The organism is Nostoc punctiforme PCC 73102, from assembly GCF_000020025.1.
GTDB lineage: Bacteria > Cyanobacteriota > Cyanobacteriia > Cyanobacteriales > Nostocaceae > Nostoc > Nostoc punctiforme.
The window spans coordinates 3,083,414-3,098,895 of the sequence record NC_010628.1; the positions used below are offsets into that span (position 1 = coordinate 3,083,414).

A 15,482-nucleotide genomic window follows, 5' to 3' on the forward strand; every position below is an offset into this window, starting at 1 on the left:
ATAAAATTAACTCTCAACTAAAATGCAATGACGGGCGGTAACATTTCTAAAACCGTAATGCTCAAATCAGGAAACTCTAAAGGTGAAATAGTCGCGTCTTCTGCCAAAATAATTTCACTTTGATAGCCATCCTGAGTTGGTTCTCGAAAGACGTGCAATTGACGACTAACCACATCTAACACCCAATAATCTGTAATTTCCGCTTGCGAGTAGGCTTTAGCTTTGATTTCGCAGTCTAGTTTCAGGCTACTATCTGCTACTTCAATAATCAGATAAACTTCTTTTGGAGTGGGATGGTGGTCTGCGTAGTCTAGTGGATCTATTTTAACAACAGCTATATCCGGTTCTGGTTCAGATCGTGCGTTTAACTTTACTGGGTCTTGAATACATACCCAAGCCCGATTCCTCAAACTATTTTGCAGTAATCTATCTGTTCTCCCCACTGCCGAACGATGGGCTGTCCCTTTAGCAATCATCCAAATAATCTTTCCTTCTAGGAGTTCTACTCGTTCATCTGCACCAAAAATCCCAGCCTTAGCCATCCGATGGTATTCTTCAACTGTCCACAGGCGAAGCCTTAACGTAGTTTCTGTGTTTTGCATGGCTTGTTTCGCAACTGTAAGAAGTAGTTAATATTTTAGCCTGTTTAACTTGACATAGAAAGAATAGTATGAGAAAGCAAGATATTTTTCTTTAGAGAACTTAACCTTAAATCGGCGGTTAGAAACCACGTCTATAAAGTCAAAACCCGCGCAGGCGGGTTTCAGACTCTTGATTTAACTTTGACCCAAATCTGTGTAGCTCTCCTTTGTACGCATGTAACCTGTGCGAATTCAACTTGTTAAGGCTGCTAATCTTCTAAAATCTGGATTTCATCAAGTTGATTAATCACCACATCTGCACCTCGGACATTATCTGACTTACCTATCCAAGTGATACCAATACAACCTGCGGCTTTAGCATCACGCGCCATTTGCATATCGCCAACTGCATCACCTACCATCAAGGTAGCACCTGGTTCAACTCCCAATGCTTCGCAAGCTTGCAAAAATAGGACTGGATCTGGTTTGCTCGGTCCCTCATCTACTCCCATTTTTAACTGGATATAATCGCTTAATTGGTGATGCGCTACAAACTTATTTACTTCATCGGTTGTTGCAGCTGAGAGGATACCGAGTTTTAAACCCCCTTTGCGTAGGTATTTCAACAAGTCTAAGCTACCCACAAATAGCGGTGAAGGAGTTTGTTCGATGTATTTTTCTGCTTCATCCAAAGCTTGACGGGCTATTTTTAAGGACTCAAACCATCCTTTTCCTGTTTCGGCAATATATGCCGCAGCCGCAACTTCTGTTTCGCGGCGACTCGCTACCGATATCAAGCCTGCCGGATCTAGAAGATTGCCATTGATACCAAATGCCATTAATAGGGGTTCCCCAGTTCCAGGGATTTGAGCATCTATTAATCTTGTTGCCTTTTGTGCGAGCGATCGCAAATACGTTTCTGAATCTTCTAGAGTACCGTTTTTGTCAAACAAAATTGCCTGGATATTATTAAAAGTGATTTTTCTACATTTAATAGTTGCCACAATATTTCACCCCACTTATTTAGTCAGAAGTTATGAGTTTTTATTTCTAACCCCTAACTGTTGCCAATTTTCCGCATAAAAAAAGAGGGTTTTTCCCTCTTTATACAATGATTTAATACTCTTACTTAAAAACAAGTAAAACTATAAAATGTATTATTCTTCAATAGCTGCTGGAATTTCTTCTTCAGTTTCCGTGGTTGCTGGAATCTTTTCTTGAATTTCCGCAACTACTGGGGTTACTTCCTCAATTTCTGCTGCTGGTGGAATTTCTTCTTCTAGTTCTGCTGCTGGTGGAATCTCGTCTTCAAGTTCTGTTGCTGGTGGAATATCTTCTTCTGCTAAAACATCAGCAGGTGCAGCAGGCGCAGCAGTAGCACCTTGTTGCTTCGCTAACAGCTGTTCGCGATATTTAGCAGCCATTTCTTCTGCCTTATCGTAAACCAAATCCCGGTTTTTAATCATGTCGCCGGGTTCGGGTTCTAGCTGCTTGGTAGATAGGGAAATGCGACCCCTTTCTGCATCCAAGTCAATGATCATCACTTTCACTTCATCATTGACATTGAACACGCTATGAGGTGTATCAATATGTTCGTGGGAAATCTCAGAAATGTGTAGTAGACCACTGACACCACCAATGTCGATGAAAGCACCGTAGGGTTTGATACCACGAACTGTACCAATCACTACTTCCCCGACTTCTAGGCGGTTCATCTTGCGTTCAACCAACGCCCGACGATGAGATAGAACTAAGCGGTTACGTTCTTCATCCACCTCTAGGAATTTCAATGGCAGTTCTTCGCCTACCAATTCTTCTTTGGGTTTGCGAGTACTGATGTGAGAACCTGGGATAAAGCCACGTAATCCTTCAATCCTTACCAATGCACCACCGCGATTGGTTGCAAACACGCCAGAACGGACAGTGGCATCTTCTGCTTGCAGCTGTCGCACGCGTTCCCAAGCCCGCATATATTCAATACGGCGAATGGAAAGGGTTAATTGACCATCTTCGTTTTCATCGGTAAGGATGAAAAACTCACGCGTTTCGTTTGACTGTAAGACTTCTTCCGGGCTATCCACCCGGTTAATAGACATTTCTTGTATAGGAATATATGCTGCGGTTTTAGCACCAATGTCAATCAGAGCGCCGCGCGGCTCTATACTGAAAACTGTTCCTGGTACAACATCGCCAGGGCTAAAATGATAATCGTATTTGTCAAGTAGAGCAGCGAAATCTTCGTGAGTGAATCCAATTTCTGTAGCGGTTAAATTCTGATTGACCATGCTGATTTGTTCCTGGTTCTAGTCTCCGTAAAGGTTGTGCGACAAGCGCGATGTACTATGTAAGCAGTTCTATGGCAGTTTACACTTAACATCCTTTTTCATCCTAGCGCAGAAAAGCTAGTATTAACACATATCTACTCCCAAGATTGGAAATTATATCACAATATAAAAATGATTGGTTATTTACTTAGTATTTAAAATTAACAAAGGACAAACACAATAATATCCGTTGCTCCTACAATTAGTAGCAACGGATACTAACTTCTTTAAATCAGCTAAAGGTCTGGTAATTAGGATCTACTTATCTTTTGGTTTCTCAAAGCGAGGGGGTTCGCGAAATGCGATCGCAAAAAAGATAGTACCTATACACAGAGTAAAAATCAAGATGTACGCAACGCTTTCCATATTATGAATTCCTGCCTATCCAGCCAGTAATTAAAGTTCTGAGTACTGAGTCACTGAATGCTGAGTCAGAGCCTTAACTCGGAACTCAGCACTCAGAATTCAGCACTGAAATTAAAGGGCTTCTTTCCGGCGGGTTGACTTGTCACCCACTTTCTGGAACAGACCCCACTCAACTTGCTCTTCTAGATCCGCATCAACACCAGCAAATACGTCTCGGTAGATTGTCCGAGCGCCATGCCAGAGATGACCAAAGAAGAACAGCAGAGCAAATACAGCGTGTCCAAAGGTAAACCAACCTCTAGGACTAGTGCGGAATACACCATCAGAGTTCAAGGTTTCTCGGTCAAATTCAAAGATTTCGCCACCTTGAGCTTTACGGGCATACTTCTTCACATCGGCTGGTTCTGTAAAGGTTTTACCATTCAGATCGCCACCATAGAAGCTGACGGTGACACCAGATTGCTCGAAGCTATACTTAGATTCTGCCCGACGGAAGGGGATGTCAGCGCGGACAATTCCATCAGCATCGGTCAAAATCACTGGGAAGGTTTCAAAGAAGTTAGGGAGACGACGCACGGTCAATTCCCGTCCTTCGGAATCTTTGAATACAGCGTGACCTTGCCAAGATTGGGCAATGCCATCACCCTTCACCATTGGCCCTGTACGGAATAGACCGCCTTTAGCGGGGCTATTACCGACGTAATCATAAAAAGCCAGCTTTTCAGGAATCTGCGACCAAGCTTGGTCAAGGGTTGCACCTTGAGCAACGTCAGTTTGGACGCGGCGCTGAATTTCTTGACGGAAGTAGCTTTGATCCCATTGGTAACGGGTAGGGCCAAACAATTCGATGGGAGTGGCAGCGTTTCCGTACCACATAGTACCGGCAACAACGAAAGCAGCAAAGAAAACTGCTGCAATACTGCTAGAAAGTACTGTTTCAATGTTCCCCATCCGTAGGGCTTTATAGAGCCGTTCTGGGGGTCTAACTGTGAGGTGGAATAAGCCTGCAATAATACCAACAACACCAGCAGCAATGTGGTGAGCCGCAATGCCACCAGGGTTATATGGGTTAAAACCATCTGGGCCCCATTCCGGTGCTACTCCCTGGGCAGCCCCAGTTATACCATAAGCGTCAGAAACCCATATCCCCGGTCCAAATAGTCCGGTGACATGAAAAGCACCAAAGCCAAAACAAAGTAGACCAGATAAGAACAGGTGAATGCCAAACATTTTTGGCAAGTCTAGAGCAGGTTCACCAGTGCGGGGATCTCTAAAGAGTTCCAAATCCCAGTAAACCCAGTGCCATACGGCAGCTAGGAATAAAAGACCGGAAAGAACAATGTGAGCCGCAGCAACGCCTTCAAATGACCAAAAGCCAGGATCGGTTGCTGGACCACCAGTAACGTTCCAACCACCCCAAGATTGGGTAACGCCCAAACGCGACATGAAGGGTAGGACGAACATCCCTTGCCGCCACATCGGATTTAGAACCGGATCGCTAGGGTCAAAAACAGCCAGTTCGTAGAGTGCCATCGAACCAGCCCAGCCTGCTACTAAGGCTGTGTGCATCAGGTGTACAGAAATCAGTCGCCCTGGATCATTCAGAACGACTGTATGTACTCGGTACCAGGGTAGTCCCATCGACTACGCTCCTCCTCGATGAGTTAGTTTACAAAGCAATTTTCTTACTGAGATTCTAAGGAACGAAATTCGCCACTCAGAAAACTCTCTCTTGTTTTTTGTTATTGCCAGAGCCAGAGTACTACCACAGTTAGTCTTATAAGTCAGACAGGGTGGGTGCTTTGGCAATGCTTACTCGCTTCGGGAGGTTTACCTTGTAGGGTAGCCACCGCCAAGCAAAAAATGAGAATGTTTTAAAAAGTGTAACTATTGATGGAATTGTTTGCAAGCGTGTAAATTGATGCGATCGCGTAGCATCTCAAAGTTTTTTCGCTACCAATCCCTCTTGGAGATTAAATTTACTTATCTTTAACTTTTATGAGGGGGGCAGGGAGAAGAGGAGCAGGGGGCACGGAGAACGGGGACAAGGGAGAATTATTGAACAAGTCTCCCCCCTCTTCGTTGTCTCCCTTGTCTCCCTTGACCCTTCTTCATGCACAATGCCCAATGCCCAATGCCTAATGCCGATCCTACTGAACCACCAAATGGATATTTTGCAGTTGACACTTCGCCTCAGCTGTGTTCAAGCGTTCAATTACCTGTTCAGCACTCATCAAACGCTTGAGTACTACTTGACCTATGGTAGTACCTGCTGTGACTGGTATTGTCGGCTTCACTTCCACGGTTAAAATGGCTTCTTCAACTTGATAAAGCCATAGCAATTCGTTTTGTTCCACTAAACAAACATTCATTCGCTGAATATCTGGTTGCCGTCGCCATGCAGTTACTTGCCAGAGTCCATCAGATGCCCAGACTCTAGCAACTGCCCATCCTTCAGATAGAAAGAAATACTTCACGCTCTTAGTCTCACTATTAAACTTTCAATCTGCTGCTTACGATTACGATATCGTATATTATTTGTTAATTATGTATAACTAATAATAATTTAAATTAAAGCTATTTCAATTATTGTTGCTCAATTTTAATAAAAATAAATCTTCTTTGTATTGGATGTAGCTCAGTACAAAGAATAACAGGATTGTATATCTAATATTGAGCTAATATTTGTATTTTGTTATTAACTTTACAATAAATTTTATGTATGCTTTGGATACGAAATACCGAACATAATTTTAGGAATATAGTAGGTAACTATGAACAAACCGATAAACTCACCATTTAGATATCCTGGCGGCAAATTTTATGCTCGCAATTTGATTCTTAATCATATTCCTTCTCACTCTTATTATGTTGAACCTTTTGCGGGGGGTGGTTCTATTTTTTTTGTAAAAGATAAAGTAAATATTAATTGGCTCAATGATATTGATGAATTATTAATAAATACCTTATTAATAATTAGAGATCAACCAGAAGAATTAATCAAATTTTTAGCAGGGGAATCTGCTACGAAAGAAAGACATACATATTATAAAAATGAATTCATTCCACAAAATCAATTAGAACAAGCTGGTAGATGGTTTTACCTTAACAGAACTTCCTACTCTGGGATTATGAAGCATCAAAACTGTTATTGGGGATATGGTGACAAATATAGTATGCGTCCAGAGAATTGGCCCAGAAACATACGTAGAACTTCTGATAAACTTCAAAACGTTCAAATTACTAATCTCGATTTTGAAGAAGTTATCGAATCTGTACCTAATGGATCTTTTTTATTCATTGACCCTCCTTATTTCAATGCAGATCAAGATAAACTTTATGCTCATTCATTTTCTAAAGACGATCATTTCAGGCTATGTCAAATATTAAATAGATACAAGGGAAAAATAAAGTTTCTTCTAACTTACGATAATAACGACACAATTAGAAATCTATATGAATGGGCATTGGAAATACACGACAAAGAATGGAATTATACAATTAGTAGAAGTGACGATCAAAAAAATGGGGAAAGTAAGCAAGATAACTTTAAAGGCGAACGATATAAGGGGAAAGAAATTTTTATATTAAACTACTCTTCTCTTGAATCTACTTCTCTCAATTCGTAACAGTTAATTTAAAAGTTTAAATTATTATGATGAGGTAAAGTTCTGCATATTATAGTAAGCATTTAATTATTTTTACTTAATCAACCTGAATACACATAAATTTATCTATTCGAGCAAAATCCTTTATAAAAAGTATCTAAAGTAGTAATTAATTGTAAAGTTTTCTATAAAACTAGCAAATGTATAGTACAATCACTGACTTCTGATTACATAAAATTTAACTGTATGACCTGGTTTTCCTTGTCCGTGCAACGGTGGGGTCGGATTACACAATTCCTATCTTTGTTCTGTCTATGCTTATTTTTAGTTGTTAGTTGCGCTCCTCGTCCACAGCCTTCTACGCCACCATCGGGTTCTGTAAGTAGCCCTACAGGTGATGGTCGTATTACTATAGGTACAACAGCAAAGCCGAGAACCCTTGATCCAGCTGATGCTTATGAGTTAGCATCCTTGGGTTTGGTGTTTAATATGAGCGATCGCCTCTACACCTACGAACCAGGAAGTACGGAAATTAAGCCACAGCTAGCAACAGCATTACCTAAAGTCAGTCAAGATGCCTTAACTTATACCATCCCCTTACGTCAGGGAGTGGTTTTTCACGATGGGACTCCCTTCAACGCCGAAGCAATGGCGTTTACCATCAACCGCTTTATTCAAAATAAAGGAAAACCCTCATTCTTGCTAGCTGATGTAGTAGATTCGGTAAAAAGTACAAGTGAGTATGAGTTAACCATTAAGCTGAAAAAGCCCTTTGCAGCCTTTCCTTCACTGCTGGCGTTTCCTGGAGTCTGTGCGGTTTCGCCAAAAGCTTACGAACTCGGTGCTGGTAAATTTAAGCCGAATATTTTTGTAGGAACTGGCCCTTACAAGTTAGCGCAGTATGGTACTGATTCAATAAGATTTGATACGTTTGATAAATATTGGGGAGAAAAACCAGCTAACAAGGGTGTTAACCTCCAAATTCAAACTAGTCCGGTTAATTTGTTTAATGCTTTCCGTACAGGCGCTGTAGATGTAGCTTATCTATCGCTACAGCCAGATCAAAATCGGAGCTTAGAAGAAGGTGGTAAAAAAGGGGATTGGCAAGCGATCGCAGCTGAAGGTAGTGTAGTAAGCTATCTGGTATTGAACCGGAATCAAAAGCCTTTAGATAAATTAGAAGTCAGACAAGCGATCGCGTCAATAATTGACCGTCCACTCTTAAATGAGCGGGCCTTACTTGGTCAAGCAGATCCGCTATATAGCATGATTCCCACAACATTTAAAGTTTCTGTACCATTATTCAAAGATGCTTATGGCGATGCTAACTTCGACCAAGCTAAAAAATTGTTAACTACTGCTGGTTTCTCCAAAGAAAATCCGGCAAAAGTCCAAATTTGGTATCCTTCTAGTTCGCCTACTCGTAGTTTGGCAGCACAGACGCTCAAATCTCTTGTAGATGCCAAAATGGATGGAATACTGCAATTTGAAGTTACCCCTGCTGAGGGCCCGACATTTTTTAAAGACATTGCCAAAGGATTATATCCAGGAGCTTTACTTGATTGGTATCCAGACTTTTTAGATCCAGATAATTACGTCCAGCCGTTTTTGTCTTGTGACAAAGGTTCAGTTGCTAAAGGATGTGAAGATGGAGGCAGTCAAACTCAGGGTTCGTTCTACTATAACGAAGCGATGAATAAACTGATCGATCAACAACGCAAAGAGCTAAATCCCGAAGCGCGTCAGAAAATTTTTGCAGAAATTCAAAAGCAAGTAACTGCTGATGTACCTTACGTTCCCTTATGGCAAAGTAAAGACTATGTATTTGCTCAAAAAGGTGTGAACAGCGTACAACTTAACCCAACCCAAATTCTGGTTTACCAGACAATTAAAAAGTAGTCATTAGTCCTCTGTCATTTGTCATTTGTAAAAATAAATGGCAAATGACAAATAACAAATAACTAAAATATGTCTCGCTCTAAAGCTTTACAATATTACATAGTTTCTCGGTTGCTTCTCGCACCACTTCAGCTATTAACAATTATTACCATTGTCTTTCTCTTATTAAGAGCAACACCAGGAGATCCCGCAGATGCAATTCTTGGTGGACGTGCGCCAGAAGCTGCTAAAGAAGAATTGCGGAAACAACTAGGTTTAAACTTTCCTTTGTGGCTACAGTACCTAAATTACTTGGGAAGCATACTGCGCTTTGACTTGGGAACGTCTTTAATGAGTCGCGGACAGAATGTTTGGGACATCATTGGGCAATATTTCCCGGCGACGGTGGAGTTAGCAGTATGTAGTATGGCGGTTGCACTCATCGTTGGAATTGCGGTTGGGACTCTTTCAGCTTCTCGTCCTGGGACATATTTCGATGTCGGCGGGCGCTTATTTGGGATCATCACCTACGCACTCCCCATGTTTTGGGCGGGAATGCTTTTGCAGTTGATTTTCTCAGTCCAACTGGGTTGGTTTCCCAATTCCAACCGCTTTCCGCCTAATCTTCCGGCTCCCACTCCTGTGACTGGGTTGTATACAATTGATAGCTTACTCGGTGGAAATCTCACCCAGTTTTTCACATCTTTGCACCATCTTGCCCTACCGAGTCTGACTTTGGGAATTCTGCTGAGTGGGATTTTTGAACGAATTGTGCGAGTGAATTTAAAGCAAACCTTGCAAGCAGATTATGTAGAAGCCGCTAGAGCCAGAGGTATTGGTGAAAATAAAATTTTAGCCTCCCATGCCTTAAAGAATGCTCTAATCCCAGTAATTACAGTCTTAGGATTAACTTTTGCCTCTCTGTTGGGTGGAGCGATTTTGACAGAAGTGACATTTTCTTGGCCTGGGTTAGCTAATCGACTGTATCAAGCGATCGCAGATCGCGATTATCCCACAGTTCAAGGGGTGCTAGTATTTTTTGGTGCGATCGTTGTGAGCGCCAGCATTTTGATTGATATTTTAAATGCTTATGTAGATCCGCGAATTCGCTACTAACAAAAAGTTCTTAATTCTTTCTAACCTTCTTGTGGGGTAGGCATCTTGCCTGCCCTTTTGTATTAGATGAAGCAGTAAAATGTAGGTTGGGTTAAGCAAAGCGCAACCCAACACAAAACTATCATTTTGTCTGGGAAATATTATCGATTTGAGTTATCTGACCCAGAGATACTTTTACAGCTAATATGGGTATAGCAGTAGCTGCAATTAGAACAGCAGTAGCCAGGATAATTGCGACTGGTTTACCACCATATTGGACTAAGACCTTAAAAATATTTTCTGCTGTCTGACCCCCAGCTTGAACTAATTCGACTGTATCTGATTTGCTTAAAGCAGCAGTAATATTTTCAGCGATATCGAGAAGTTGTTCTGTATTGTTTGACTGACTGGGAACATCTAGAGATTGAACTATTGGCTGTTGCTGTGTGGCTAAATTTTCATTTACAGGATAGTAAGTAGACATCGTTTTGCACTCCTCTGTTGTTTCGATGTCTCTATATTCGCTTGTAGTCCATAGTTATACGTAGGATGTAGGTAAATGTAGGATTAGGTCATAAATACAAAGAATATCTACATAGACGTAGGATTATGTAGGTTCTGCTGTAAAATAATAGACTTATATCCAAGTGTTAACTTTACTCTACCAACTCAATCAGGTTAAATGGAAGCTGAAGAAGCATTAGAGTCTATTAAGCAAATATTTAAGGAGAGAAAAGGAAACTTAGCATCACTGGGCAAGTTAGAAGAAAAAGTTTTTCTACTAAGTTGGCAAGGGATGAATTATAGTCAAATGCCTTCTAAAATAAAGAGGTCTAATCCTACTGCCAAACCATATACAGAACAGTATTTAAAAGAAATAGGTAAAAGTTTAAACGATAAGATTAAAAGAGTATTAAATATAGACGATCTTGATAAAAGAAATTTGAGAGAAGAACTTGAAAACTTTTTTGAGAGAAATTACAATTACTCTACTAAAAAACTATCTTATACCACTGCGCCAGAACCAGATTATACTACTTCTCCAGAGTTAACTAATAATACTGTATCTGAGCTAAATCAAAATCCCTTCATTCCTTTTAGTGGCAGAGTAGAAGAAAAGTATCTATTTTTTGACCGAGAGCGCGAAATCCGGCGAATATTTGAGGTACTGAATAGTGGTAGCGGACTAATTTTAGCGATCGCATTTGTTACTTCGGCGATCGCATTTGCTATTTCGGAGTTCGCATTTGTTATTTCAGCGATCGCATTTGTTACTTTGGAGTTCGCATTTGTTACTTCGGAGTTCGCATTTGCTATTTCGGAGTTCGCATTTGTTACTTCGGAGTTCGCATTTGTTACTTCGGGATTCGCATTTGTTATTTCGGGATTCGCATTTGTTACATCGGAGTTCGCATTTGCTATTTCAACGATCGCATTTGCTATTATTGAGGGCTTATCTTCTCAAACTCCGAGGGTCGAGTGCATCTCTCAGCCCATCACCGAGTAAGTTGAATGCTAGCACTGTGAGAATAATCAACACAGCCGGCGGCCAAATTAACCAAGGTTGCAGTACCAAAATTGAAGCATTGCTAGCCAGAGAAAGCATATTTCCCCAAGAGGGGTCTGGTTGTTGAATTCCCAAGCCGATGAGACTTAGTATCGCCTCTGCACCAATAAAGCTGGGAATTGCAAGAGTAGCGGAGATAACTACATAACTAGCCGTTTGCGGCAAGACGTGGCGGAGGATTATATAAAGAGGGTTTGCGCCCATCGCGCGTGATGCTTGGACAAATTCTCGCTCTTTAATTGATAGTACCTGTCCCCGAATGACTCGTGCTAAACCAGCCCAGCTAATAACCGAAGTAATCACCACAATCAGCAAAAAGCGCTGGGTACTGCTTAAACCAGGTGGTAAGACTGCTCCCAAAGTCACCAAAAGATAAATACTAGGGAAGGTCATTAGCACTTCTGCCAAGCGCATAATGACGCTATCAGTCACACCGCCTAAATAACCGGAAATTCCACCAATGAGCAAACCGAGGGGATAGGTAATGATAATGCCAAAAATCCCAATAAACATACTGATGCGACCGCCATGTAAGAGGCGACTAAATTGGTCGCGGCTTTGGTCATCAGTACCCAAGATATTGACTTTTGCGTCAGTTGTTGTGCCAAATAAATGCCAATTTAAGGGAATACCAGGAAAGATTGTGACTTCATCCCACTTGGGGGGTAGTGGCAAACTCATCTGCAACAATCGGTATTCTGGCCCGGAAACAAATAGACGTACAGGTGATGGCTTTTTGAAGTCTACGATGAGTTGGCGATCGCCTGTTTCTAAATTTGTGTCTCCCTGAGTTGTGGGATAAACATGGGGCCCGATAAACTGTCCTGATTGAGAAACCCAGTGTATCTGAGTTGGTGGCAGCAGTGAACCATTAGGCTGTGAGGCATAAGGGTCATAAGGAGCCACGAAATCTGCTGCAATTACTGCTATGTAGAAAATTAACAGCAAAATCGCCCCAAATTGTGCCAAAGGATTTTTCTTTAGTCGTCGCCACCAATCCATAGTAGTTAGGAGTTATTAGTTATGAGTTTATGAGTTATTAAAGTTTTATCTTAATTCATAACTCATCATTCTCAACTTCCCACTCCCCACTCCTAATTCCTGTACAGACACAGATTTTTCGCGTCTCTCCTAACTCTCAACTCCCCACACCTAACTTCTCTAAATACTTCTGCTGTTCTTGCTGTTGTTTTTCGTGTTCTACAACAAACACGTTTGAGTAAAGATTAGCGAGAATTTGTTTGCCCTGTTGTGTCAATGATAGGTAATGCAGCCCTTCTTGGATATAGGGATAGACACCATTCCAGTAAAACTTAGCGTAGTTATTCCGTAAATCGGCAGGGGTTTTATAGCCCAAAACTTTGTTTACACCAGTTTCTTCAAACTCGTAAAATAAAGAAGTAATTTTCTTCAGGTAACGTGGGTCGCTTAGTTGACCAATCAAATCAGCAGCCCGGACTAATCCGGCAAAGCATTTTGTATCTTGATGATCTTCTGCCGCAGGCACGGGAAATCGTGTCAGTTCAATATTGCTCTTAATTGCCTCAGCATCTATTAACTTGTGACCTCCAAAACGCTCATCAATAAAAAGCTTGGCTCTATCAACATGATACGGCGTAAGACTGGCATCAGAAGCGCCAGGAGCGACAGAAACCATTTTGCCATTTTTACCTGTGGAATATAAGCCTACTGCTTCTTGGTCTAGTCGGCAAACTCCCTTAACGTAGCCAATATCATGGCTCACTAAGGAAATAATACAATGCAACCAGTCTTCACTGGAAACACCGCCTTCTCTGATGTGTTTGCCACGTAAGATTTCTTGCCCCACAAGGGTGACAAGAACTGTGTGTTCAACATTGTGATAAAGGGCATCGCTATTGGCAATGTTTTCCAAAGCCATGTTACCAGCCCAGGCGATAATATCCTGATAATCATTTTTAAAGCAGCCATAAGTGCGACGGTAGCCTTCTCGAATTTCATTTACAAAGGCATCAATTAAAATTTCAGTGGCATTGAACATATCTGGTGACTCTGGTAAATATCAATTATTTATTGATTTGATTGATTTCAAAATTCCACCATTAGGATCGCCCTGGCTGGAATTTAGGGTAATGGAGTTTGCTCATTTGTAACTCACGTGTAGCTGTGGACGCTAGCTTGAACTATCCCTGGATGTACAACTTTCTGACAAGACAAAGGCTTTAGAGGAGTTAGTATTTGCGTAGATAAAAGGTTTTGCTGGTTTAATAAAATACATTGATAGCTCAGACTTTAATTAAATAATTCTAGATTAGCTTTATCAGTTTTTCATATATAAGCATTGGTTGACAGCGATCTAAATGGGTATATTGTGTGAGTTAGAGTAGCTAGATGAAATGAAATAATTTTTTGTATCATAATCTACAGAAAGGCTTCAATTAGTTTACGGCAGTAATATTTCTTAGCAAAGAAGTCCTATTATATACAATTGCAAACAAAAGACATTTACTATGAAATGCGTCATAGTTGATGGGAAGTAAATAAATTTCAAGTTTTCTTAAGAAAATACCAAGATTGGTATGCGTAGACAGAAAGTGGAGGTCGGACTGTGAGCGATGAAAGTGTTTCAGAAATCGAGGTGAAAGAAGCTATAACCTCTGAGGATGCTAACTTTTTGAGCAAATCAGAGCAAAAATCAACTAGGGCATGGTTGAAGCCATTATTTTTGGGTGCTGGTTTAGGAATTGCGATCGCCTTTGGTGGAATGAGTGTATTAAGTCATCTTCCATCCCGTCAACAAAGCGCGGTAGCGGATAAAAAAATTAACCCATCAATGACAGTTACTATCGCCACAGTAGAAGCCGCCCGTGTTGTGCGGACTCTTAAAACTACTGGAACTGTAGCAGCACGTGATTTAATTCCGGTTCTACCACAGACAAACGGTTTACAAATCAAAAGTATCCCTGAAGATGTTAAAGAAGGGGTTTTTGTCAAAAAAGGTCAAGTTTTGGCGGTGTTGGATGGTTCCATATTGCAAAGCCAAATTAGCCAAGCAAAGGCAGATGTCGAATCAAAACAAGCCGATGTCGAATCCAAACAAGCAGATTTGGCATCCAAGCAGGCAGATTTGGCATCAAATAAAGCCATAGTCCAGCAAAAACAAGCAGATTTAGCTCAAGCGAAGGCAAAGCTAGAAGAAGCCGCCAAAAATTATCAGCGCTATCAACAACTGGCTGATTCTGGAACCATTAGTAGGCAAGAACTTGATACTCGTTCCTACGCTGTAAAAACTGCCATACAAGTTGTGAATCTATCCCAAGAAAACCTGCGTAGTGCCCAGGCTAATATCGGCAGCGCCCAGGCTAATATTAGTAATGCTCAAGCTATTATCAACAAAGCCAAAGCTGATGTCCGCAGCAGTGCCGCTAGGGTGCAACAACTACAAACTCAGTTGGAACAAACTGTGATGCGTGCGCCGGTTTCTGGAGTCATCGCGGAGAAACTGGCCAGAGTCGGTGATGTGACTGGTGTGCCGCCGCAAACGCAGGTGGGAACCGTGATTGGTGGCACACAAAAGCTATTTTCGATTATCCGAGATGAAAAGTTAGAACTTCAAGCGAAGGTTCCTGAAATTCAATTAAATCAGGTGAAAATTGGCGCATCTGTGCAAATTACTTCAGATGTCGATCAGCGCGTGCGATCGCAAGGACGAGTCAGAGAGATTCAACCACAGGTGAACGATCAAAGGCGAGAGGCTACAGTCAAAATTGACTTACCGCCAACCACTTTACTTAAACCAGGGATGTTTGCGAATGCTGCAATTACTACTAACTCAGCGATGACGATGGTAGTGCCGCAAAAAGCAGTCCAATCTCAAGCAGATGGAAGTGTAATTGTATTCACCTTATCAAGTGGAGATATAGTTCGCAGCCAGAAAGTGGACTTAGAAAATCCTACAAACGGCGACAAAGTAGAAATTAAGAGTGGGTTGCAGTTAGGCGATCGCATCGTAGTTGATGGTGCAGGATATCTCAAAGATGGTGATAAGGTTCGAGTTGCAAATTGAAAGGAATGGGGAATGGGG

General features: G+C 41.4%; 14 protein-coding genes. 5 read left to right on the plus strand and 9 right to left on the minus strand.

What is annotated here, in order from left to right:
- Positions 1-17 precede the first annotated feature (17 nt).
- The 6 genes from NPUN_RS12390 to NPUN_RS12410 form a co-directional block, all read right to left on the minus strand.
- Entirely contained in the window at positions 18-602 is a 585-nt protein-coding gene (locus tag NPUN_RS12390) for a Uma2 family endonuclease (protein WP_012409022.1), read from the minus strand.
- Positions 603-850: 248 nt separating this feature from the next.
- On the minus strand, positions 851-1,585 hold the full coding sequence (locus NPUN_RS12395; protein ID WP_012409023.1) for an HAD family hydrolase: 735 nt from the start codon (positions 1,583-1,585) through the stop codon (positions 851-853).
- A 153-nt stretch (positions 1,586-1,738) separates the two neighbouring features.
- Positions 1,739-2,866: a 30S ribosomal protein S1 gene (locus NPUN_RS12400; RefSeq protein WP_012409024.1), complete on the minus strand. Its 1,128-nt coding sequence runs from the start codon at positions 2,864-2,866 to the stop codon at positions 1,739-1,741.
- 297 nt (positions 2,867-3,163) lie between these two features.
- Positions 3,164-3,271, minus strand: a complete 108-nt coding sequence (locus NPUN_RS38935) for a photosystem II reaction center protein T (protein WP_012409025.1) — start codon at positions 3,269-3,271, stop codon at positions 3,164-3,166.
- A 111-nt stretch (positions 3,272-3,382) separates the two neighbouring features.
- A complete protein-coding gene (gene psbB, locus NPUN_RS12405; RefSeq protein ID WP_012409026.1) occupies positions 3,383-4,912 on the minus strand; it encodes a photosystem II chlorophyll-binding protein CP47 in 1,530 nt (509 codons plus the stop codon).
- Between the two features lie 509 nt (positions 4,913-5,421).
- Positions 5,422-5,748: a hypothetical protein gene (locus NPUN_RS12410; RefSeq protein WP_012409027.1), complete on the minus strand. Its 327-nt coding sequence runs from the start codon at positions 5,746-5,748 to the stop codon at positions 5,422-5,424.
- A 297-nt stretch (positions 5,749-6,045) separates the two neighbouring features.
- Here NPUN_RS12410 and NPUN_RS12415 point away from each other — a divergent pair, with 297 nt between their 5' ends.
- The 3 genes from NPUN_RS12415 to NPUN_RS12425 all read left to right on the plus strand — a co-directional run bounded on the left by NPUN_RS12415 (position 6,046) and on the right by NPUN_RS12425 (position 9,873).
- Positions 6,046-6,900 (plus strand): DNA adenine methylase, encoded by an 855-nt coding sequence (locus NPUN_RS12415; protein ID WP_012409028.1) that lies wholly within the window; start codon positions 6,046-6,048, stop codon positions 6,898-6,900.
- A 225-nt stretch (positions 6,901-7,125) separates the two neighbouring features.
- The gene (locus NPUN_RS12420) at positions 7,126-8,778 is read left to right on the plus strand and encodes an ABC transporter substrate-binding protein (RefSeq protein ID WP_012409029.1); all 1,653 of its coding nucleotides are present in this window, start codon (positions 7,126-7,128) and stop codon (positions 8,776-8,778) included.
- Positions 8,779-8,847: 69 nt separating this feature from the next.
- A complete protein-coding gene (locus NPUN_RS12425; protein WP_012409030.1) occupies positions 8,848-9,873 on the plus strand; it encodes an ABC transporter permease in 1,026 nt (341 codons plus the stop codon).
- Between the two features lie 121 nt (positions 9,874-9,994).
- On the opposite strand, the gene NPUN_RS12430 is transcribed toward NPUN_RS12425, so the two are convergent.
- Positions 9,995-10,336, minus strand: coding sequence for a hypothetical protein (locus NPUN_RS12430; protein ID WP_012409031.1), 342 nt, complete (start codon positions 10,334-10,336; stop codon positions 9,995-9,997).
- A 198-nt stretch (positions 10,337-10,534) separates the two neighbouring features.
- Between NPUN_RS12430 and NPUN_RS43235 the strand changes: the two genes are divergently transcribed.
- Positions 10,535-11,359 carry a helix-turn-helix domain-containing protein gene (locus NPUN_RS43235; protein ID WP_012409032.1) on the plus strand — a complete coding sequence of 275 codons (825 nt, stop codon included), beginning with the start codon at positions 10,535-10,537 and terminating at the stop codon, positions 11,357-11,359.
- On the opposite strand, the gene NPUN_RS12440 is transcribed toward NPUN_RS43235, so the two are convergent.
- Both NPUN_RS12440 and NPUN_RS12445 read right to left on the minus strand, forming a co-directional pair.
- Complete coding sequence (locus tag NPUN_RS12440; RefSeq protein WP_012409033.1) at positions 11,306-12,421, minus strand: ABC transporter permease; 1,116 nt, start codon at positions 12,419-12,421, stop codon at positions 11,306-11,308. The genes NPUN_RS43235 and NPUN_RS12440 overlap by 54 nt on opposite strands.
- A 136-nt stretch (positions 12,422-12,557) precedes the next feature.
- Positions 12,558-13,439, minus strand: a complete 882-nt coding sequence (locus tag NPUN_RS12445) for an Npun_R2479 family HD domain-containing metalloprotein (RefSeq protein ID WP_012409034.1) — start codon at positions 13,437-13,439, stop codon at positions 12,558-12,560.
- Between the two features lie 567 nt (positions 13,440-14,006).
- Between NPUN_RS12445 and NPUN_RS12450 the strand changes: the two genes are divergently transcribed.
- Positions 14,007-15,464, plus strand: coding sequence for an efflux RND transporter periplasmic adaptor subunit (locus tag NPUN_RS12450; RefSeq protein WP_012409035.1), 1,458 nt, complete (start codon positions 14,007-14,009; stop codon positions 15,462-15,464).
- Positions 15,465-15,482: the final 18 nt, after the last annotated feature.

What these genes read in the sequence shown, in the direction of transcription:
- NPUN_RS12425 (WP_012409030.1), top strand. Translation starts at nt 8,848, where the DNA reads ATGTCTCGCTCTAAAGCTTTACAATATTACATAGTTTCTCGGTTGCTT.
- NPUN_RS43235 (WP_012409032.1), top strand. Translation starts at nt 10,535, where the DNA reads ATGGAAGCTGAAGAAGCATTAGAGTCTATTAAGCAAATATTTAAGGAG.
- NPUN_RS38935 (WP_012409025.1), bottom strand. Translation starts at nt 3,271, where the DNA reads ATGGAAAGCGTTGCGTACATCTTGATTTTTACTCTGTGTATAGGTACT.
- NPUN_RS12390 (WP_012409022.1), bottom strand. Translation starts at nt 602, where the DNA reads ATGCAAAACACAGAAACTACGTTAAGGCTTCGCCTGTGGACAGTTGAA.
- NPUN_RS12445 (WP_012409034.1), bottom strand. Translation starts at nt 13,439, where the DNA reads ATGTTCAATGCCACTGAAATTTTAATTGATGCCTTTGTAAATGAAATT.
- psbB (WP_012409026.1), bottom strand. Translation starts at nt 4,912, where the DNA reads ATGGGACTACCCTGGTACCGAGTACATACAGTCGTTCTGAATGATCCA.
- NPUN_RS12415 (WP_012409028.1), top strand. Translation starts at nt 6,046, where the DNA reads ATGAACAAACCGATAAACTCACCATTTAGATATCCTGGCGGCAAATTT.
- NPUN_RS12430 (WP_012409031.1), bottom strand. Translation starts at nt 10,336, where the DNA reads ATGTCTACTTACTATCCTGTAAATGAAAATTTAGCCACACAGCAACAG.
- NPUN_RS12400 (WP_012409024.1), bottom strand. Translation starts at nt 2,866, where the DNA reads ATGGTCAATCAGAATTTAACCGCTACAGAAATTGGATTCACTCACGAA.
- NPUN_RS12440 (WP_012409033.1), bottom strand. Translation starts at nt 12,421, where the DNA reads ATGGATTGGTGGCGACGACTAAAGAAAAATCCTTTGGCACAATTTGGG.
- NPUN_RS12420 (WP_012409029.1), top strand. Translation starts at nt 7,126, where the DNA reads ATGACCTGGTTTTCCTTGTCCGTGCAACGGTGGGGTCGGATTACACAA.